Annotated in this window: 17 protein-coding genes; 8 read left to right on the top strand and 9 right to left on the bottom strand. The window is 60.8% G+C overall.

Annotated features, from left to right (window positions below):
• The first annotated feature begins 108 nt into the window (after positions 1–108).
• From ATN38_RS27570 to ATN38_RS27555, 4 genes are all read left to right on the top strand, one after another.
• Complete coding sequence (locus tag ATN38_RS27570; protein ID WP_218749097.1) at positions 109–1548, top strand: aldehyde dehydrogenase; 1440 nt, start codon at positions 109–111, stop codon at positions 1546–1548.
• Positions 1549–1669: 121 nt separating this feature from the next.
• A complete protein-coding gene (locus ATN38_RS33240; RefSeq protein ID WP_064443079.1) occupies positions 1670–3076 on the top strand; it encodes a 4-hydroxyphenylacetate 3-hydroxylase N-terminal domain-containing protein in 1407 nt (468 codons plus the stop codon).
• A gap of 32 nt (positions 3077–3108) precedes the next feature.
• Positions 3109–4092: a nitronate monooxygenase family protein gene (locus tag ATN38_RS27560; RefSeq protein ID WP_042451892.1), complete on the top strand. Its 984-nt coding sequence runs from the start codon at positions 3109–3111 to the stop codon at positions 4090–4092.
• Between the two features lie 16 nt (positions 4093–4108).
• Positions 4109–5260: an acyl-CoA dehydrogenase family protein gene (locus ATN38_RS27555; RefSeq protein WP_054826793.1), complete on the top strand. Its 1152-nt coding sequence runs from the start codon at positions 4109–4111 to the stop codon at positions 5258–5260.
• 78 nt (positions 5261–5338) lie between these two features.
• Here the strand turns inward: ATN38_RS27555 and ATN38_RS27550 are convergent, their stop codons facing one another.
• The 7 genes from ATN38_RS27550 to ATN38_RS27520 all read right to left on the bottom strand — a co-directional run bounded on the left by ATN38_RS27550 (position 5339) and on the right by ATN38_RS27520 (position 13255).
• Positions 5339–6115 (bottom strand): enoyl-CoA hydratase, encoded by a 777-nt coding sequence (locus ATN38_RS27550; protein ID WP_042451896.1) that lies wholly within the window; start codon positions 6113–6115, stop codon positions 5339–5341.
• A 137-nt stretch (positions 6116–6252) separates the two neighbouring features.
• Positions 6253–7347 carry a CaiB/BaiF CoA-transferase family protein gene (locus ATN38_RS27545; RefSeq protein ID WP_042451899.1) on the bottom strand — a complete coding sequence of 365 codons (1095 nt, stop codon included), beginning with the start codon at positions 7345–7347 and terminating at the stop codon, positions 6253–6255.
• Positions 7344–8891: an acyl-CoA synthetase gene (locus ATN38_RS27540; RefSeq protein WP_064111573.1), complete on the bottom strand. Its 1548-nt coding sequence runs from the start codon at positions 8889–8891 to the stop codon at positions 7344–7346. The genes ATN38_RS27545 and ATN38_RS27540 overlap by 4 nt, the downstream gene beginning before the upstream one ends.
• A gap of 59 nt (positions 8892–8950) precedes the next feature.
• A complete protein-coding gene (locus tag ATN38_RS27535; protein WP_218749096.1) occupies positions 8951–9919 on the bottom strand; it encodes an NADPH:quinone oxidoreductase family protein in 969 nt (322 codons plus the stop codon).
• Between the two features lie 199 nt (positions 9920–10118).
• Positions 10119–10955, bottom strand: coding sequence for an SDR family oxidoreductase (locus ATN38_RS27530; protein WP_019749697.1), 837 nt, complete (start codon positions 10953–10955; stop codon positions 10119–10121).
• A gap of 40 nt (positions 10956–10995) precedes the next feature.
• On the bottom strand, positions 10996–11787 hold the full coding sequence (locus ATN38_RS27525) for a maleylpyruvate isomerase N-terminal domain-containing protein (protein ID WP_218749094.1): 792 nt from the start codon (positions 11785–11787) through the stop codon (positions 10996–10998).
• Between the two features lie 13 nt (positions 11788–11800).
• A complete protein-coding gene (locus tag ATN38_RS27520) occupies positions 11801–13255 on the bottom strand; it encodes an aldehyde dehydrogenase (protein WP_218749093.1) in 1455 nt (484 codons plus the stop codon).
• Between the two features lie 115 nt (positions 13256–13370).
• On the opposite strand from ATN38_RS27520, the gene ATN38_RS27515 reads away from it, so the two are divergent.
• Complete coding sequence (locus ATN38_RS27515) at positions 13371–14375, top strand: AraC family transcriptional regulator (RefSeq protein WP_218749092.1); 1005 nt, start codon at positions 13371–13373, stop codon at positions 14373–14375.
• A 42-nt stretch (positions 14376–14417) separates the two neighbouring features.
• On the opposite strand, the gene ATN38_RS27510 is transcribed toward ATN38_RS27515, so the two are convergent.
• The gene (locus tag ATN38_RS27510; RefSeq protein WP_218749091.1) at positions 14418–15326 is read right to left on the bottom strand and encodes a crotonase/enoyl-CoA hydratase family protein; all 909 of its coding nucleotides are present in this window, start codon (positions 15324–15326) and stop codon (positions 14418–14420) included.
• 160 nt (positions 15327–15486) lie between these two features.
• On the opposite strand from ATN38_RS27510, the gene ATN38_RS27505 reads away from it, so the two are divergent.
• From ATN38_RS27505 to ATN38_RS27495, 3 genes are all read left to right on the top strand, one after another.
• Complete coding sequence (locus tag ATN38_RS27505) at positions 15487–16074, top strand: TetR/AcrR family transcriptional regulator (protein WP_042451920.1); 588 nt, start codon at positions 15487–15489, stop codon at positions 16072–16074.
• A gap of 642 nt (positions 16075–16716) precedes the next feature.
• Positions 16717–18081 (top strand): MFS transporter, encoded by a 1365-nt coding sequence (locus tag ATN38_RS27500; RefSeq protein ID WP_218749085.1) that lies wholly within the window; start codon positions 16717–16719, stop codon positions 18079–18081.
• Between the two features lie 149 nt (positions 18082–18230).
• Entirely contained in the window at positions 18231–19112 is an 882-nt protein-coding gene (locus tag ATN38_RS27495; RefSeq protein ID WP_007726916.1) for an A/G-specific adenine glycosylase, read from the top strand.
• On the opposite strand, the gene ATN38_RS27490 is transcribed toward ATN38_RS27495, so the two are convergent.
• A complete protein-coding gene (locus ATN38_RS27490) occupies positions 19109–20146 on the bottom strand; it encodes a hypothetical protein (protein ID WP_218749083.1) in 1038 nt (345 codons plus the stop codon). The genes ATN38_RS27495 and ATN38_RS27490 overlap by 4 nt on opposite strands.
• Positions 20147–20174 lie beyond the last annotated feature (28 nt).

The following is a 20174-nucleotide window of genomic DNA, read 5'->3' as shown; positions in this document are numbered from 1 at the left end:
TGAGTCAAATGACTTATGTAACGATCGCTAAGTCATGAGTGTGGCGGTTTGCCTACGTCCACGTGAGCGCCCCGATCCCCGCACACCCACCCACCGCAAGGAGCCTGCATGATTCTCACTCACTCCGCCCTTTACATAGACGGAACCTGGCAATCACCGACGACTTCGGACGCCATCTCGGTGCACTCGGCCAGCACAGAAGAGAAGATCGGCAGCGTGCCGGGCAGCGCAACAAACGACGTCGATTCTGCCGTCGCGGCGGCGGGCCGGGCCTTTCGGACGTGGTCGCGACTCGAGCCTGCCGACCGAGCCGACGCCTTGGATCGATTTGCCGCAGCCTTGGGGCGTCGCGCCGACCTCACAGCCCGATTGGTCAGCCAGCAGAACGGAATGCCCGTATCGATCTCCACTGTCGCTGAAGGACAGGGACCTTCAGGGCTTTTGAGCTATTACGCCGCGCTTGCCCGCACGACCGAGCTCGAAGAACCCCGTCACGCGCTGGCCGGAACGGGAACCACCATCGTTCGGAAAGAACCGATCGGTGTTGTTGCCGCGATTGCACCGTGGAACTTCCCATCTCTTCTCGCAATGATGAAAATCGCCCCCGCGCTCGCATCGGGATGCACCGTCGTACTGAAGCCGTCACCCGAGACCTTGCTCGACGCGTTCGTCCTCGCCGAGGCCGCAATGGAGGCCGGTCTTCCTGCCGGTGTTCTCAACATCGTCACCGGCGGACCCGAAATCGGCAAATACCTCGTCGCTCATCCGGGTGTACACAAGGTCGCGTTCACTGGCTCTACACCGGCAGGCCGACACATCGGAGCAACCTGCGGACGACTTCTGCGTCCGGTATCGCTCGAACTCGGCGGCAAGTCCGCCGCAGTCATTCTCGACGATGCGGACCTCGACGCGACGATGGCAGGTTTGGCGACGGCATCGTTGATCAACACTGGACAAACCTGCTACACCTCGACAAGAATTCTCGCGCCCGTCGGACGCTACGAGGAAGTGCTCGATGCCGTCACCGCAATGGTCGAGTCGCTGCCGGTGGGCGACCCGTTGGATCCCACCACCTTTATCGGCCCTCTCGTGAGCGCCGGGCAGCGCGAACGTGTCGAGTCCTTCATCGCCGCAGGCACTGCGGAAGGCGCACGGATCACGACCGGCGGATCACGACCGCGCACACTCGAGCGCGGATGGTTCCTGGAGCCAACCGTTTTCGGTAACGTCTCCGCAAACCACACGATTGCAACCGAAGAGATCTTCGGCCCCGTACTCTCTGTCATTCCATACACCGACGAGGCACAGGCCATCGCAATCGCCAACGACTCCGAGTACGGCCTCGGTGGAACCGTGTGGACTGCCGACTTCGACCGCGGGATGGAAATAGCCCGCTCAGTCGATACCGGTTCGTTCGGGATCAACGGCTACACACTCGATTTCGGGGCACCGTTCGGAGGCACCAAGGCCAGCGGCATCGGTCGCGAGCTTGGACCGGAAGGCCTGGCCGCATACTTCCAGACCAAATCGATCTTCACCACGGCCTGATTCGTCACCTGCGCCATCAATGGCCGGAAATCGTCGAGCACATGATGATTGCACACTTACTTAACGATCGTTAATCTAAGTTGAATGCAATAACCGCGACAGAAGATCAAGGAAGTATCCAGTGGCCGTGCGATCCAGTGACCAGTACCGAAAAGGGCTCAGCGACGATCGCCGAGTCTTCTACCGAGGCAAGAAGATTTCCGATGTCTACGCCGAACCCGAACTGACTCTCGCAGTAGATCATTCAGCACTGTGCTACGACATCGCCGACGATCGACCCGACCTCGCGGTCACCGATGTCGACGGCGACCCAGTCAGCGCGTTCTACGTGGCGCCGACATCTGCGGACGACCTGATTCGTCGCGGCGCCCTGATCGAGGAAGTATCGCGGCGCGGCGGCGGAACCATCGTCCTCAAAGAGGTGGGCAGCGATGCGCTGTTCGCCCTTCTTCGTGCAACCAGCGGTGAAGGTCTCGAGAACGCGCGCGCTTTCTACAAGCGGGTCTGCGACGGCGATCTCGCACTCGCCGTCGCGCAAACCGACGTCAAGGGTGACCGGTCACTTGGACCGCGCCAACAGGCAGACCCAGACCTCTACCTGCACATCGTCGACGAGGACGCCGACTCCATCACCGTGCGCGGCGCGAAGTGCCACACTTCGTTCTCGGCGAACGCCGACGAGTTGATCGTGCTGCCCACCCGCGCAATGGGCCCCGAAGACGCCGACTACGCAGTGTCCTTCGCCATCCCGATCGACACACCAGGTCTCGAGCTGTACGTCTCTCCCTACGCAGCCGGAGAACGCAACTCCTTCGAATTTCCGATCTCCACGAAACACAAACTCCTCGAATCGCTCACCGTCTTCAACGATGTCCGAGTACCGAAAAATCGAGTCTTCCTCAACCGTCAACCCGAACTTGCCGGACCACTCGCGTTGGCGTTTGTCGATTACCACCGTTTCACCGCCATCAACTACAAGTTGCCCCTACTCGACATCATGGTCGGAGCAGCTTCACTGATCGCCGAGGCCAACGGCATCAACAAGGCAGGCCACGTGAAGGGCAAGATCACCGAACTGATCACCTGGAGCGAGACCGTGCGCGGACTGGCTCAACTCGCCGCCGTTCGATCAAAGCCAGGAGCACACGGTGTCAGGCAACCAGATCCGCTTGCCGTCAACATGGCCAAATACCACTTCGCACATGGATTCCACAACGCGGTCGCCATCCTCACCGATCTCTCAGGTGGCCTCCTCGCCACCGGCCCCGGCGGTGAAGACTGGGAGAATCCCGAAATTCGTGTAGTTCTCGAAAAATACTACGCTGCAGCAGTTCCTGCCGAAAAGCGTCTCCGTCTACTCAACTTCATTGCGGATCTGACCGCCCGCGACTACGGCGGATATCAGTCAGTCCTGGCCACGCACGCAGAAGGATCACTCGAGGCCGAGAAACTGCAGATCTCACGCTCCTTCGATCCGACGAGGGCACGCGAATACGTCAGTGACCTCGCCGGAATATCCCACCTCTGACCATTCGTCCCGAGAGAACAACAAGGATTTTCATGATCTCGACAGCATTCACGGAAACGTTCGGCGTTCGCCACCCCATCGTCCAAGGTGGAATGCAGTGGGTCGGCAGAGCAGAACTCGTCGCAGCCGTTGCCAATGCCGGCGCATTGGGATTCATCACTGCACTCACGCAGCCGACGCCGGCCGACCTGGCGAACGAAATCGCCCGATGCCGCGACCTGACCGACCAACCGTTCGGCGTCAACCTCACAATTCTGCCGTCGATCACGCCACCGCCGTACGACGAGTACCGCCAGGTGATCGTCGACTCAGGCGTGAAGATCGTCGAGACCGCAGGTTCCAATCCCGGTCCTCACCTGCCGATCTTCCATGACGCCGGAATCAAAGTGCTCCACAAGTGCACAACAGTCCGACATGCGGTCAAAGCACAGGATCTCGGTGTCGACGGAATCAGTATCGACGGATTCGAGTGCGCCGGCCATCCAGGGGAAGACGATGTCGCAGGATTGGTCTTGATTCCCGCTGCCGCAGAAAAGATTTCGATACCCATGATCGCTTCCGGCGGCTTCGCCGATGCACGTGGTCTGGTCGCCGCGCTGGCGCTCGGAGCAGACGGCATCAACATGGGTACGCGATTCATGTGCACCACCGAGTCTCCGATCCACCAGAACATCAAAGAAGCCATCGTCGCTGCAGACGAAACACAGACCGAACTGATCTTCCGACCACTCCGCAACACTGCACGCGTGGCAAGCAACATCGTCAGCCGAGAGGTTGTCGACATACTCTCCCGCGGCGGACAATTCGAGGATGTGCGCGACCTGGTAGCAGGAGCGCGTGGGCGAAGCGTATACGAAACCGGTAATCCCGACGCCGGTATCTGGACGGTCGGCACATCACAGGGGCTGATCCACGACATCCCCACCGTCGACGAGTTGGTCCAGCGCATGGTGTCCGAAGCAGAGGCCATCATCGGGGCACGCTTGCGTTCGATGACCGAACGCGTTTCCGTCTAGGACAGGAGAGCAACCCATGCGTCGAACACTGTTCACAGCCGACCACGAGGCCTACCGAGAGACTGTGCGCGAGTTCATTGCCCGCGAGATCACGCCTCACTACGACAGCTGGGAAGAAGCCAGGCTCGTCGACCGATCAGCGTGGCTCGCGGCCGGCAAGATGGGTATTGTCGGCCTGGCCGTCCCCGAACAATACGGAGGCTCGGGTGAACTCGACTACCGGTACCGGTACGTGGTCGCCGAAGAGATCGCCCGTACCGGCACCACCTCGTTCGGCGCCGGACTAGGCCTTCAGGATGACATCGTCATTCCGTACATCGCCGACCTCGGCACAGACGAGCAGAAAGCACGTTGGCTACCTGGTATGGCTGCCGGTGAACTCATCTGCGCCATCGCGATGACCGAACCGGGTACCGGCAGTGATCTGCAAGGCATCAAGACCTCCGCTGTTCGAGATGGCGACGACTGGATCTTGAACGGACAGAAGACGTTCATCACCAGCGGAATTCACGCCGACATCGTCATCGTTGCGGCCCGCACCGATCGCAAAGCGGGGTCGCGGGGATTCAGCCTCCTCGTGGTCGAACGCGGGATGGACGGATTCACCCGCGGTCGCAAACTCCACAAGGTGGGGTTGGCGGGTCAAGACACAGCCGAGTTGTCGTTCGACAACGTAAGAGTCCCGGCAAGCAACCTCCTGGGCGAGGAGGGCGGAGGCCTCATTCATCTCATGGAGCGTCTTCCCCGTGAGCGTCTGTCGATCGCCGCGAGCGCAATCAGTTCCGCGCGTGCGGCCTACGAATGGACCAAAGACTACGCGTTCGACCGCACCGCCTTCGGCAAGCCGATCGGCGACTTCCAGAACACTCGATTCGCCCTCGCCGAGATGCTGACCGAGATCGACGTGACACAGGCATACGTCGACAACGCAGTCCTGGCCATCAACGACGACCAACTGTCAGCAGTCGAAGCAGCACAGGCGAAGTGGTGGGCCAGCGAACTTCAGAAGCGCGTCGTGGATCGCTGCGTACAACTACACGGTGGATACGGCTACATGATGGAGTACCCGATCGCCCGGGCCTACGTAGACAGCCGAATCCAGACCATCTACGGCGGAACCACCGAAATCATGAAGGAGATAATCGGTCGCGACATCGCAAAGAGTTGATCAGCACCGAGAACGACCGTGGTCCCGAACATCCTGTGTTCGGGACCACGGTCGTTGTAAGCGCCGTTCTCGCTTCGTCTATCCGAAGACTGCTGCGCGCTTTTCCTGAAACGCCGCAACACCTTCGGCAAAATCACCACTACCCAACAGGTCGATCTGACCTACGCGCTCGCGTGTGAACGCATCACCGAGTTCGGTGAGCGTAGCGTCGTTGATCGCCTTCTTGGTAAACCGAAAAGCAGGGGACGACCCGGCGACCAATCGGTGGGTCAGGTCTGCCAATTCCACCGCGAAGGCGTCGTCCTCGCACACGTGTGAGACCAGGCCGCAGTCGAAAGCATCTCGAGCGGATAATCTTTCGGCCAGCAGCGCCATGCGCATCGCGCGCGCGCGACCGATCGACGCTGCCACCAGTGCGGTAGCTCCACCGTCCGGCATCAATCCCACCTTGGTGAACGCGAGCAGAAAGTAACTCGACTCCGCCGCGAGCACGAGGTCGCACGCCAAAGCCAGCGAAACACCCACACCTGCGGCAGGGCCTCGTACCGCAGCGACCACCGGAAACGGAAACTCTCGAATGGTCTGCACCAAGGCATTGGCGGCATCGATCGTGTCCGCCGACGGCGGACCGGACAACGTCACGTCCGCGAGGTCCGCGCCCGTGCAAAAGGCCTTGCCCTCTCCTTCGAGAACCGCCACCCGCACGTCCGAGGATTGTGCGTGCTCGACGAAGATCGTGGCAAGTCTCTCCAGGGTTTCGGTAGTCAACGCGTTCATTCGCGCTGGCCTGTTGACAACTATGCGGAGCACCCCGCCGTCTTGGCTCGCGTAGACATCCGGTCGCGTTTCGGTCATTGAAATTCCTTGTCAGTCAGACTCGATCGAGTTGTGCTACAAAAGTTGATCTTCGCGATCCATCGACGATGAGTAGGGGGCAACGTAAGAACGATCGAGAGAGGCTGTCGCGACATTCCTCACCTGTACTTCTTCCCTCAGCCGCCCAGCCAATCCTTCGTCACGACGGTGGTGTCGGCCCCGGGTGGCCGAGCACCTGACGGCTGCTCAGTCCTGGAACGGGAGAACCGCGGCGCGGGTGCCGCCTGCACTATTCCGTCGGCCTCGACAAGAGTTCCCCGCTGGGCAAGATGCGGGTGCAGCGCGGCTTCGGCGAGACTCAGGACAGGAGCAACACAAGCGTCCGTCGATTCGAACAACGCTGCCCAGGCGTCTCGCGTGCGCGACGAAAACGCCTCCGTGAACCGTTCTCGGATTGTGGGCCAACCCCTTCGATCCATCTGTTCAGGCAACGATTCCGGCGCGATATCCAGGCCTTGGAGGAGCGCCGCGTAGAACTGCGGTTCGAGGGCACCGACTGCTACGAACTTGCCGTCCGAACATTCGTAGGTGTCGTAGAACGGCGTGGAACCGTCCAGGAGGTTGGTTGCACGTGAGTCACTCCACTGTCCGCTCCCTCGCAACGACCACATCATCTGCGCCAACACCGAAGTTCCGTCGACAATTGCGGCATCGACCACTTGTCCTTTGCCCGAACTCTCTCGCTCGTACAAGGCAGAGACGATTCCGAGGATCAAGAACATGGAGCCACCGCCGAAGTCCCCGACGAGGTTCAGCGGAACCGTGGGTTTCTCGGCCGGACCGATGGCGTGCAGGACTCCGGTCAGCGCCAGGTAAGTAATGTCATGCCCCGCCCGCTGCGCGAGTGGGCCGTCTTGGCCCCATCCGGTCATACGTGCGTAGATCAGCCGGCTGTTGAGTTCGGTGCACACGTCGGGACCGAAACCCAGCCGCTCGGTCACACCGGGCCGAAAACCTTCCAGGAGCACATCGGCTTTCGAGACGAGGGCTCTCACCAGCTCTCGGCCTGACTCGGTCTTGAGGTCGGCTTCCACCGACCGTCTCCCCCGCAAAAGTTGGTCCTGCTCCCGTGGCGAGATCTCGAGTCCACCAGACGGACGCTCGACTCGAACTACGTCCGCTCCGAGATCTGCAAGCATCATCGCAGCGTGTGGCCCCGGCCCCAACCCGGCGAGTTCCAGCACGCGAACACCGTGCATCGGGCCGCTCATCCGACGGATACCTCCCCTGAATAGTGTTCGCGCAGTTTCCCTTTGACCAGTTTTCCGGTCGGAGTTCGAGGTAGATCCGTACTGAACACGAGTCGCCTCGGCAACTTGTACTTGGCGATCTGTCCGCGCAAATGAGAAAGCAGTTCGTCGCGAAGCGCATCGCCGGCTTCGGCTTCGGGGACTGGCTCGACGACAGCCATCACTATCTCCCCCATCTCGTCGTCGGGCAACCCGATCACCGCCGCGTCCAATACCGAGGAATGCTCGATCAGCACGTTCTCGATCTCCTGCGGGTATATGTTCACACCACCCGAGATGATCATGAAGGACTTACGGTCGGTCAGAAACAGATAACCCTCCTCATCCATGAAGCCGACATCACCCGTAGTCGTCCAGGTCGGGTGGGCGGGATGCTGTGCTTCCTTGGTCTTTTCGGGCGCATTGTGATAATTGAAGGGCAATTCGTCACGTTCGAAGTACAGCGTACCCACCTCGCCGGAGGGTAGATCTTCGCCGTTCTCCCCACATACGTGGAGCACTCCCAGTGCGGCTCGCCCCACTGTGCCCGGCTTTCGCAGCCACTCGTCCGAGTGAACAATGGTCATGCCGTTGAGTTCCGTCGAGGAGTAATATTCGTCCAGAATCGTTCCCCACCAATCGATCATCTTTCGCTTCACATCGACAGGGCACGGTGCGGCTGCGTGGACGGCAAGTCGCAGAGACGATATGTCGTAACGGTCTCGGGTTTCCTGTGGCAGTTTGAGCATGCGCACGAACATTGTCGGCACCCACTGGCTGTACGTGACGCGATAACGCTCGATGTATTCCAGGGCCTTTTCCGGATCGAACCGATTCATCATCACTACGGTGCCACCCAGCGCCTGGACCGACGCGCACGTCCGGAGCGGAGCGGCATGATAGAGCGGCGCCGGGGACAGATAGATGTCGTCTTCGGTTACACCCCAAACACTTTGGTTCATTGTCGTCATCTGATCGCCGGGATCCTGTATCCGGCGATTCGGTAGAGCCGGTTTGATGCCCTTGGGACGGCCGGTTGTTCCCGACGAGTACAACATGTCGGCGCCGCGCGGTTGATCCGGGAGCGGTATGTCCGACTCCATGTCAGCAGCCTGGTCGAGGGAGTCGTATCCGTCTAGTTGACCGCCGAAGGAAAGCCTGGTCACCTGCCGGGGAACGAGTTCGGACAGCGTCTCTGCCAGCTCGCCCAGAGCAGCATCGACGATGACTACCTTTGCCTCGCAGTCCTCAACGATGTATGCACCTTCCGGAGCGGTCAGGTGCCAGTTGACCATCGTCAGGTAGACACCGGATCGCATAGCCGCCCAGTAGATGTCGAAGACCTGAACGTTATTGGTGGCGAGCACGGCCAGGTTGTCGCCTCGCCGCAACCCGAGTCCGTGGAGCACTCGCGCAATCCGAATCGAATTCGATTCCAATTGCGCGAACGTCACCGCTTCACCGGTCTCGGCAACGATTACCGCGGCCTTATCCGGGTTTGTCGCAACATACGCTCCGGGATACATGGTTTACTCCAAGGTTCGTTCGCTAAGGTCGTTTGTTCACAAAGTTGTTCGTGTAGAGATCATTCGAGAGACAGCGCGACTTTTCCTACCGCCGTACGCTCACGCAACGACTTCAATGCATCGGCGGCACGCGCCAAGGGGTAGAGGGTGGGCTCGGGCACCCTCAGAGCTCCCGACTCGAGCAGGGGGTAGAGCTCCTGCCATTGACGCGCCAGATACTTGGGATCAGTTTTCAGATATTCACCCCATCCTGCACCGGTAACCGAAATATTCTTCAGGAGAAGTCGATTGACTTTGACCGTGGGAATATCACCGCCGGTGAATCCCAAAACGACCAGGCGCCCGTTCGGCGCAAGGCTGCGCAGGCTGTCGGTGAAGCGGTCACCACCGACCGGATCGAGAATGATGTCGACACCGCGCCCATTCGTAATCCCTTGGACGCGTTCCTTCCACCCGTCGACCGACACGACGTGCGTTGCCCCGGACTCCGCGGCGATTTTCTCCTTCTCGCCTGTACTCACGACAGCGACGGTCTCCAGACCGAGCGCTGACGCGACATGCAACGCGGCCGTACCCAATCCACCGGCCGCGCCGTGAATCAGGACGGTCTCGCTGGCACGGTATCGCGCGCGTTCGTCGAGGGCGAAATGCGCAGTCAGATAATTCAGGAGAAATCCCGAGCCGGCCGAGAGCGAGACCGCATCAGGCAGAGCAAAGACATTGGACGGCGCGACCGCAACGGTCTGCTGCCACGCACCTTCCCCGGCCGTAAGCACGGCCACGCGCCGCCCGGGTGTGAAGCCGGACCCGGGTGGCGCGCTCCGAACGGTACCGGCGCCCTCAACCCCTAGCGCGCAGGGTAATTCGCGCACCGTTTGGTAGCTGCCCGTGGTCTGGAGAAGATCGGGGAAACTCACTCCGGCGGTGTGCAGATCAATTACCACCAGTGCCGGATCGACAGGTTCGTCGACATCGACCAACGACAGACCTCCGGGCCCCGTCGCCTCCATCAAGTGGACTGCTTTCATTCAAACTCCTCGGACTGGTCCCGGCGACTTCGTTGACAAACGGAATCCGCCGTAGCAACAGTTTAACGATCGTTAAGTAGGACTCTACGGCGACAGGCAGACCATGGCAATGGCGTCTGCCCGCGGGACGCCCCCGGGCCGTCGTCCTCGACGATGTTCGCGAAGCCACACTGGCAGGGAGCGGTTTTCGATCAGGTCGTCAGTACAGGTAATCCTCGCCGCTGGCGCGCACGGTTATGTCACTGATGCTGATACCCCATGGTTGATCAATGATGTGAACAACAGCGTCGGCCAGATCGTCGGGCTTGATCAGCCAGTATTCGATGGAGTCGACGTCCTTCTGCCCGGGGCTGAGGGTGCCGTCGGTTAGATGCCCGACGTTCTCCATGTAGGTTCCCGCACGTTGACCGGTGAGACCCAGGATCGCGTTCTCATTGACGATCCAGCTCGCCAAGTTTGTTCCTGTCACGCCTGTGGGCTTGACCGTCGTCACCTTGATCTTGCCCTTGGCTTCGATTCGCAGTGAATCCGAGATCGTGGTGACTGCAGCCTTGGTCGCGCTGTAGACGCCGGAACCGTCGATGCCTGCGTTTCCGAAGATCGACGAGATGTTGACGACCTGACCGCGTCCCTGCTCGATCATCTGGTCGTATACGGCGGAGATTCCGTTCACGACGCCCTTGATGTTGATGTCGATTGCCTTGTGCCACTTCTGCCACGCACGTTCGTGATCGGCGAAATACGCGAGAGGCATGACGCCTGCGTTGTTGACGAGTACGTCGAGCGCTCCGTACTCCGAAATGCCGTGCTGCGCCGCAGCGATGACCTGATCCATGTCGGTGACGTCGGCAATCTTGTAGGTACCGGTGAATCCCGCGGCCGCGATACCGTCGAATACAGTCTTCAGGCCCGCCTCGTTGATGTCCACGCCGACGACTTTGGCGCCCTGCGCTGCCACCTTCTCGGCGATGAGTTGACCGAACCCACCGCCTGCACCGGTGATGAGAATGACCTTGTCCTGCAAGTACTGAGACATAGCTGTTTCCTCTTGTTCTGGATCTCGGGTTCGTTGTGGGTCAGACGATGTCGATGGCATCGAGGACTGCGGCGACGGTCTTGCGGTCGCCGGAAACCTCGACGGCAGACCGCCATGCAGATCGGGTGGTCCCCCACCGCAGGAATTCGGTGGCCTGGGTGGTCGCGACGTTCTCCGGCACGTCGTCAGCTTCGGTGACGGTCACTCCCCCATCGCCATGAGAGATGACGAAAGTGCGCTCGGTGGCGCCGTTGAGGCGCAGTGCCACAGGCGATGTCAAGGAGGCGGCGACAGCTTCGCCGCACATCTGCGGGAGCCCCGCAACCATCCAGTCGATCGCCGGATCGACAGCGGCCGCCACGTCGATCTCACCGTGAGGAAACGGTCCGAACGGCGACAGAAGATCCGACGTCAAATGGACGAGATGGTCGAACGACACTGCGTCACTGAGCTGATGAAGGCGATAAGTCCCGAGGTCGAGCATCTCGAGTGTGTTGTTGCGAAGCTCCTCTGTCTGCAGCGCGGCCAACGTCGCGAGTCCCGCTTCGGATTGTTCCCGGTAGTAGTCCAGGATCTGCTCGTGCGGTAGATCGGCACGCTCGCGGACGGCAGCATCGTTGAGCCGCTCGGACTTTCCACTGGGGTTCGGCGGGAACACCAGATCCGGATCGGCGATGAAGTTGAAGAAGAACGCCATGTGACCGATGAGATCGTGGACGCGCCAACCGTGGCACGCACTGTCTGCTTCCCACTCGGTCGTGCCGAACTGCTCGGCGATTTTCACTGTGTTTTCTGCCAGCGCACGAGCGCCGGCGAGTCCTGCGTCGGACATGGTGGCTCGATTCTTACGAGGATGCGAGGAAAATGGATTTGAGCTGCTGGTACGCCGCGAGCCCTTCGGGACCGAGTTCACGACCCAGGCCGCTGGCTTTGACTCCACCGAACGGTGAACCCCAGTCGAGGTTGAAGGTGTTGACACCGAACGAGCCGGTCTCGACACGTCGAGCAATTGCGATACCGCGTTCCTCGTCGGAGGTCCATACAGTCCCACCGAGGCCGTACTCGGAGTTGTTGGCAAGCGCGACAGCCTCATCGACGTCGTCGTATGAAATGACTGACAGCACCGGCCCGAATACTTCCTGCCGTGCGATGGTGCTGTCGTTGTCGACATCGGCGAACACCGTGGGCTGCACGAAGAATCCGGTGTCGAGGTCGGCGGGGCGTCCGCCACCCGTGGTGACAGTTCCGCCCTCCGAGCGTCCCTGGTCGATCAAGGACAGCACACGTTCCTGTTGCCTTGCGCTCACCATCGGGCCGACGAACGTCGACGGTTCCATCGGGTCGCCGACCTGCAGACCCTCGGCCATCGCGGTAATGGCGTCGACGTACGTCCGACTATGGCTGCGGGGAACCAAGATTCGAGTCGACATATAGCACGTCTGCCCACTGTTGAGCAGGGATGCAGTTGCCAGACCGGTTACCGTCTCCTCGACATCCGCGTCGTCGAGGACCAGGGCCGCCGACTTGCCACCCAACTCCAAGGTAACGGGGCGAAGCATACCGCCACACACCGTGCCGATGTGTCGACCGGCCGCAGTGGATCCGGTGAAGGCTACCTTGTCGATCCCGGGATGCGCCACGAGATACTGACCGATCTCCGGTCCGCCAGTCACGATGTTGATGACACCCGCGGGAAGTTCTGCCGCAATGGCGGCCTCGGCCAATATATAAGAGTCCAAGGTGGTTTCGGGAGAGGGTTTCAGCACGACGGTGCACCCCGCAGCAAGAGCCGGGGCGATCTTGAACATCGAAAGCACAGCCGGGAAGTTCCAGGGCGCGATGGCAGCAACGACACCGATCGGCTCGCGTCGCACGATTGTCGTACCCGGCATCGGTTGGCTGGCCCGTCGCTCTTCGGTAGGCATCGACTCGGCGAGGCCTGCGTAATAGCGCAAAAGCTGGACGGGTGCGGCCCCCTCGGCGAAACGGGCGAGCTCGATAGGCATGCCGTTCTGGTGAGTGACCGCCGACGCGCGGTCTTCGGATCGTTTCTCGAGTTCGTCGGCGAACCTGCGGATGACACGCGCACGTTCTGCGGCGGAAAGATCGGCCCAGTCATTCCGTCGCAACGCTTTTCGAGCCGCTGATACAGCTGCGTCGAAATCCGTCGATACGGAGGCGGGGAACGAGCCTATCTGCTGCTCTGTGAAAGGTGATACGGCTCGGATGATTTCGGAAGTATCCGGTGCTCTCCACAGTCCATCGATGAACAGTGCAGTGCGGTCGGTGAGTGTTGTCATTTCTGGCTCCTCCAGGGATGGCGCTCGACGTTGAACCAGCCAACCTGTGTTGATCATCACTGCTCAGGCGACGAGAAAATTGACATCATGCGCCAATTTATTTACATTTCGACACATGGCAGATCTGATCAGTGCCTCGTCGCTGACGCGACTGCCCGAGTTGATCTCCGAACTCGGTGGAGATCCGTACGAATTCCTCGACCGTGTGGGCATCGATCCGGCCATCATCGGCGCGTACGACCACTTCTTGCCGTTCAGTGCCTTGTCCACGCTGCTCGGACTCTGCGCGGATGAATTGGAGTCGCCCGACTTCGCACTCAGGCTCGCAGGCAGACAGGACCCGGACATTCTCGGTCCGGTTGCCATCGCGGCCCGCAGTGCCGAGACAATCGGAGATGCGTTGCATGACGTCGCCCGATACGCGCACGTGTACAGTCCGGCGTTGGCGGTCGATCTGACAGTCGGCGACATCGAGGTGTCCTACGGACTCGATACCGTGCTGCATCGACTTCCGTATCGGTCCCACGTCGTGGAACTGGCGATGGGCGTAACGCTTCAGACGTTCCGGATGATGGCCGGCCCGGATTTCCATCCGACGCACATCTCGTTTCAACATCCACGTATCTCCGAAATGCGCAGGTACGTAGAGCATTTCGGTTGTTCCGTCGAGTTCAGCTCGGATCGGAATCTGTTGACCTTTCCGCGCGGAGTCATGCAGCGCCACCTGCCCCGGGTGGATCCGTTGGCCTACGACTTCGCCGTGCGTTTCATGGCGGGTCGAGATCCGGATGTCGCGTTCCACGACGCGGTGTCGGCTTTGATCGTGCGTTCCCTGCCTGCGGGTGCAGCCACACTGAAGCAAGTCGCGACATTGATGATGCTGCACCCGCGAACATTGCAGAGACGATTGGCGTTGGAAGGCAAGGCGTTCGAATCGCTCGTCGACGATTCACGACGCGAACTTGCTCTCGGTCTTCTCTCGAACAGAGACGTGTCCCTCTCCGAAGTGTCACGCCAACTCGGCTATTCCGAACCGAGCACCCTCACTCGAAGCTGTAGGCGTTGGTTCTCCACAACGCCCCTGGAGAAGCGGAGGGCACTTACCCGCCGCACTGGTTGACCGCATGAGCTACAACGCCGACGGTTCGAAGGTCGTAGCGGCTCACCACCGGGGGCGTGGGAGATGGGATGAGAACAGATCTGGCATTGCGTCACTGCAACGGTCGGGAAACACCGCCTCTCGCTTTTCCAGAAACGCCGCAACACCTTCACGAACGTCAGCCTGAGCACCGCGAGCATTAATTCCGATGCTCTCGACGCGATGCGCGACCATGGGATGTTCGACTCCCAGCATGCGCCAGATCATCTGACGCGACAGGGCAACCGATACCGGCGCGCTGTCACGGGTCAGGCTATGCGCGAGCGCCGTCGCCTCCCCTGGAAGATCTTCGCGCGAATGCAGTCGGTAGACCAACCCGGCCGAAAATGCTTCCGCAGCAGTGAAGATCCGTCCGGAGTAGATCCAGTCGAGGGCTCGCTGGAGCGAAACCAGTTTCGGCAGCAACCACGACGAACACGACTCGGGCACGAGTCCTCGCCGATTGAAGACGAAACCCATCCTGGCGTCGTCGGCGGCCAAGCGAAAGTCGGCCGCAAGAGTCATGGTGATACCCACGCCGACCGCCGGTCCGTTGATGGCCGCAATGATCGGCTTCAATGAATCGAACATTCGCAGGACGACGCGTCCGCCGCCGTCCCGACGTAGATCGTCACCGTCCCGACGTAGATCGTCACCGTCCCGACGTAGATCGTCACCGTCCGCGTCAGTTCCGTTCGACTCGGCGCTCCATTCGGAGAATGTCTCTGCCCCCGAGGACAGATCTGCCCCCGCGCAAAACGCGCGGCCCGCTCCCGTCAGGATCACCGCGCGCACAGCGTCGTTCGCGTCGGTGGAGTCGAACGCTTCGATGAGCTCGTTTTCCATCGTCGTGGTGAATGCGTTCAGCTTGTCCGGTCGATCGAGGGTGATCACGGCGATACCGTCTTCGATACTCATCGATATGTGTTCCACAGGTACCTCTTTCTCCGGGTGGCGATCAGCGAACGATAATCGGTATTCTGCCCATATCGGCAGTTCAAGACGGTTCCTTTCCATCAGGTGTGTCCCGCGACTGTTCGGCTCTAAGCTGGGCAAGACGCAGGCACCGAGGAAATGAGAAGGAAACCGAACAATGAGTGGGGCGAAGACAGTCGTTGTCCGGCAACTCATACTCGATTCCGCTGTCCGAAACATGAACGAGCGCGGCTATCACGGGACGTCCATGCGTGACATCTCCGCCGGCGCCGATCTCACTGTCGCGTCCATCTACCACCACTTCAAATCCAAGCAGGAAATCCTTCAGGAAATCATGATTCGGGCGCTCCACGACGCCATCAGCATGACCCGCAGTGCACTGCTGCGCTCCGGCGGCGACCCGAAAGACCAACTGCAAGCAATCGTCCGCGCTTGGGTCATGTTCCATACGACCAGGCGCGAAGACGCCCTCGTAGGAGCGACAGAATTGCGCAGCTTGGACGAATCGGGTCACCGTCTGGTCGTAACCCTGCGTGACGAGCAGGAAAGCATGTTTCGCGACGTAGTCGAACGCGGCATTGAAGAAGGTGCTTTCCACACTCCGTTTCCCCGAGATGCCGTGCGCGCCATCATCAACATGGGGCAGCAAGTCTGTGTGTGGTGGCGCGTCGACGGACCGATGAATGCGGAAGATATCGCGTCTCGGTACTGCGCATTGGCGACCGCGATGATCGAATCAAGCTGAGCTGGGCGACACCTCCGCCAAAGAAGATCTGAAGGGTCGCATTGGCTGAAGCCACTCAACGCCGTCGATGTGCGAGACCAGCGCGCCTCGACTTTCGTCCGCACCCCCGCCGCTCGAATCGGTATCTCCATTCCTGAGACCTGCATCACTGACTAATCATCATCTCAGGCGAACGATCGTTTGGCAACAGATTTCGAATCGCACCCTCCTTGCGGAGAAAGTCGCTGCAAAAGCGCACTTTTCCCGGCTATTGACATTTAACGATCGCTAGGTCAATGATGACTCGCAGCCGAACGATCGTTTGGCAAATTCGGAACGAAGGAGTGCGGGCCACATGACCACCTCCGCATTGCCACGAGATGACGCTGCACACGTCGCCGGCGGCCTCGACGTGGTCACCTTCGCCACCCGACTTTGCGAGCGCCTCCGGTACGGCAATGGCGGCGAGATATGACTTCTCGTATCGAAGAACCCACTCGCACTTGGATATTGCGTCACCACCTTTCGACCCAATACCCGGCGAGCACGATTCCGTCTGGTGCCGGCGCTCGGGACAAGCTCGTCGTCGGCCGCACACCGAACTTGCCGCAACTCACGTCCTGACCGAACTCAACTGAACGACCCCACAGAGAGCGAATCGCGATGACCAACAACACCGAATCTGCGGTGGAGCGCCCGGGCAGATCTCGGCGCGCGTCCTTTGCAGCCGCTATCTCCACTTCCCTGGAGTGGTACGACTTCTTCATCTACGCGACTGCCGCCGCGCTCGTGTTCAACTCGACGTTCTTCGCCACCGACAGCGAGGTGGTCGCTGCAATGAGTTCGTTTGCCACCGTCGCAGTCGGATTCATCGCCCGTCCTATCGGTGGTGTGCTCGCCGGTCATTTCGGTGACCGGTACGGCCGAAAGCCGGTGCTCGTTGCCGCCGTGGTCCTCATGGCTGTGGCAACCTCCTTGGTTGGTTTCGTCCCCAACACCAATGTCGTGTGGCTTGCCCCGGCCATCCTCGTGACGCTGCGAATCTGCCAGGGCTTGGCCGTGGGAGCACAGTGGGGCGGGGCCGTATTGCTGGCCACCGAGAACGCACCGGCGGACCGCCGCGGGCTCTTCGGCAGCTTCGCCCAACTGGGTGTTCCGATCGGTGTGGTGCTGGGCAATATCGTGTTCCTGGTCCTGACAGCAACTCTTGCGGCTGATTCGTTCCTCTCCTGGGGATGGAGGATCCCGTTCTGGATCAGCTTGGTCATGCTTCCAGTGGCATTCCTCATCCATCGCTATCTCGAAGAAACCCCCGAGTTCAAGGCACTCGCAGAAAAACTCGCCGAATCTCCGGTCGTTCGGAAGTCCCCCATTCTCGAAGTGCTCAAGAAGAATCCAGGCACAGTCCTCGCTGCAGCAGGCGCCAATGCCATCGGCGTGATCTTCTTCTACACGATGATCACCGGTTCGGTTCAGTTCGCGACCACCTACCTGGAAATACCGCGCTCGACGGTCCTCACCTACATCCTGATCGCATGTGCAATACAGATTCCCCTGGTTCCGCTGGCGGGATATCTGTCCGACCTCTACGGTCGCAAACTGGTCTTCGGCCTCGGCACCGCAGCCATGATGCTCTGGGGTATCCCGATGTGGCTGATGATCGGTGGATCCAGCCCGGACACGATCTGGCCGTTTGCCGCCGCGGTTATCGTCGGCGTAGTAGCAATGTCCCTCCAAACTGGCACGCAGGGAACACTATTCGCTGAACTGTTCCCACCGGAGATTCGATTCTCCGGCGCTTCACTCGGTTATCAGATCTCCGCAATCATCGGAGGTTTCGCGCCGATGATCATGGTGATGCTGATCAACGGAAATCCGGACAACGCATGGAAGGTCGGTTCCTTCCTCGCCGCTGCCGGTGCTATCGGATTGATCTGCCTCTACGTGATCATTCGCCGATACTCCGGAACCTCGCCGACCGTCGCAAGCACCCGTGTGGAGACCGCGAACGCTCAGTACGCATCATGATCAACCTGGGGTGAGTGGTCTCGATGCCACTCACCCCAGGTTTTCGGGTACGAGGAATCACTGTCGGCGACTGCCGATAAAGTGGCCCCCACAAGTCGACGTCTCCTTCGTCGACCGGGAGCGCAGGTTCGAGGAGTGTGTCGGTAGCAGTGGCAGTGGAATCTTCGGTGCTGCTGAAGTGGTACTCCGAGACGGCTCGCGACCTGCCGTGGCGACGCGAGGGCGTCAGTGCCTGGCAGATCCTGATGAGCGAGATCATGCTCCAGCAGACGCCGGTGGTGCGCGTTGCGCCAATCTGGGAAGAGTGGGTCGAGCGCTGGCCGGTGCCGTCGGCGATGGCAGCGTCGAGCCAGGCAGAGGTGCTTCGCGCGTGGGGCAAACTCGGTTATCCACGACGCGCGCTGCGGTTACACGAATGCGCGGGCGTCCTGGCTGCCGAGCACGGTGACGTGGTCCCGGAAGACGTCGATACCTTGCTCTCGCTACCGGGAATCGGTTCGTACACCGCCCGCGCCGTCGCGTGTTTCGCCTACGGACAGCGAGTGCCTGTGGTGGACACCAACGTACGACGCGTAGTTGCGCGAGCCGTCCACGGCAATGCGGAACCCGGGAACCCGTCCAACACGCGAGACCTCGCCGACGTGGCGGCGCTGCTGCCGAGGACGCGTGCGCGCGCCGCCACCTACAGCGCAGCTCTCATGGAACTCGGTGCACTGATCTGCACGGCGCGGAACCCGAACTGCGAGAACTGCCCTTTGCCGAACTGCGCGTGGGTCGCTTCGGGCAAACCGGCACACACCGGACCACCCAAGAAGGTGCAGAAGTTCGCGGGCACAGATCGCCAGGTTCGTGGAAAATTGATGGCCGTTCTTCGCGAGAGTCACCGTCCGGTCGAGCGCGCGCAACTCGACATCGTCTGGCCGGCCGATCCGGGTCAGCGTGACCGTGCGTTGCATTCACTGCTGGTCGACGGACTGGTCGAGCAGACCGACGACGGCCTGTTTGCGCTGGCCGGAGAGGGTACGGCTTAGCCGACTCGCAGCGGGGTGCATTCTTCGGCTGTGGGTTCGTCGGTCTGGAGCGGTGCGACTTCCGGATCAGAACGCCGAAGTACAGCAGGAACGGCAGGCACCACTGGATCGCAAGGCGCAAGTGTCGGAATCTGTAGGGCAGCGCCGGGCGGGGGCCCGCTGGTGGAGGTCGCCGACTCGGCGCCGATGTTCGGGCGATCAGTGGACACCGCTCGCGACCCGTCTGGGGACAGAGCGATCAGCAATCCCGTCAGCATGAGCAGGAGCGGCAGCACTATTGCCGCCGCCCACCGGACCCTGTTGACGGGCCGGACAGCCATGCCGTCACCGGACCGAACTTCGCTTCCGCGATCGGCCGCTACCAGCGCAGCCCCTATCGCCAGTTGGGTCCGCTCGCCGAGAAACAGGAAGCCGAGACCTGCCAGTTCAGCGGCTTCCGCGGACGGCTGCCGAGAGTCTTCCTTCACGAGCATCGCGACGAGCATCTTGGGCACAGGGTCTCGTTCGGCGACGAGGAGGTCCAATGTCGCAGCAAATGTCGAGCTGTCCGCAAGCAACTCGGCCGTGTCGTAACGATGCGCCGAGTCCACGACGCCTGCTCTCGGGTCGACGGCCGCGATCACGGTCTCACTGCCGTCCGGCCAGAACGCGAGAATCGGCGAAACACCAATGAGAGCGTCGACCGTCCGCAGGTAGGCAAGCCGTGCGTCGAGACCGTTGACCAACTCGATGTTCTCGAAAGGACTGGAGGACAACGAATCCGAGACAAGTTCGCGCACGTCCGCACGCTCGCACATCACTCCGACGACGGTGGGGCACAGATTCGAGCGCAGAGCTCGACCGGTGGCGACCTCGGCCGCGGAGGCGAGTGCGCGCGCCGACGCTTGCGGAGAGGGAACAGTCCCGTCTGCACCCCAGGGGTGACGGAACTCGTCGATCGAGCCAAGAAGGGGTGTGTCTGCATCTACGAGAGCTGTTGAAATTGACTGATTTTCGAATACAACGCCCAGGCATTCACGCACTGGATCCTCCATTGACTGCTACTGACTGTTACGAGTGTTG

Origin of the sequence: Rhodococcus sp. FH8 (assembly GCF_019266085.1) — a bacterium.
In the GTDB taxonomy this organism is placed as follows: Bacteria; Actinomycetota; Actinomycetes; order Mycobacteriales; family Mycobacteriaceae; genus Rhodococcus_F; species Rhodococcus_F qingshengii.
Note: the sequence above shows the minus strand (reverse complement) of the source record. Positions and strands in the feature narration are given on the sequence as shown.

What these genes read in the sequence shown, in the direction of transcription:
- ATN38_RS27540 (WP_064111573.1), bottom strand. Translation starts at nt 8,891, where the DNA reads ATGTATCCCGGAGCGTATGTTGCGACAAACCCGGATAAGGCCGCGGTA.
- ATN38_RS27490 (WP_218749083.1), bottom strand. Translation starts at nt 20,146, where the DNA reads ATGGAGGATCCAGTGCGTGAATGCCTGGGCGTTGTATTCGAAAATCAG.
- ATN38_RS27545 (WP_042451899.1), bottom strand. Translation starts at nt 7,347, where the DNA reads ATGAGCGGCCCGATGCACGGTGTTCGCGTGCTGGAACTCGCCGGGTTG.
- ATN38_RS27550 (WP_042451896.1), bottom strand. Translation starts at nt 6,115, where the DNA reads ATGACCGAAACGCGACCGGATGTCTACGCGAGCCAAGACGGCGGGGTG.
- ATN38_RS27515 (WP_218749092.1), top strand. Translation starts at nt 13,371, where the DNA reads ATGGCAGATCTGATCAGTGCCTCGTCGCTGACGCGACTGCCCGAGTTG.
- ATN38_RS27500 (WP_218749085.1), top strand. Translation starts at nt 16,717, where the DNA reads ATGACCAACAACACCGAATCTGCGGTGGAGCGCCCGGGCAGATCTCGG.
- ATN38_RS27525 (WP_218749094.1), bottom strand. Translation starts at nt 11,787, where the DNA reads ATGTCCGACGCAGGACTCGCCGGCGCTCGTGCGCTGGCAGAAAACACA.
- ATN38_RS27570 (WP_218749097.1), top strand. Translation starts at nt 109, where the DNA reads ATGATTCTCACTCACTCCGCCCTTTACATAGACGGAACCTGGCAATCA.
- ATN38_RS27530 (WP_019749697.1), bottom strand. Translation starts at nt 10,955, where the DNA reads ATGTCTCAGTACTTGCAGGACAAGGTCATTCTCATCACCGGTGCAGGC.
- ATN38_RS27505 (WP_042451920.1), top strand. Translation starts at nt 15,487, where the DNA reads ATGAGTGGGGCGAAGACAGTCGTTGTCCGGCAACTCATACTCGATTCC.
- ATN38_RS27535 (WP_218749096.1), bottom strand. Translation starts at nt 9,919, where the DNA reads ATGAAAGCAGTCCACTTGATGGAGGCGACGGGGCCCGGAGGTCTGTCG.
- ATN38_RS27520 (WP_218749093.1), bottom strand. Translation starts at nt 13,255, where the DNA reads ATGACAACACTCACCGACCGCACTGCACTGTTCATCGATGGACTGTGG.
- ATN38_RS27560 (WP_042451892.1), top strand. Translation starts at nt 3,109, where the DNA reads ATGATCTCGACAGCATTCACGGAAACGTTCGGCGTTCGCCACCCCATC.
- ATN38_RS27555 (WP_054826793.1), top strand. Translation starts at nt 4,109, where the DNA reads ATGCGTCGAACACTGTTCACAGCCGACCACGAGGCCTACCGAGAGACT.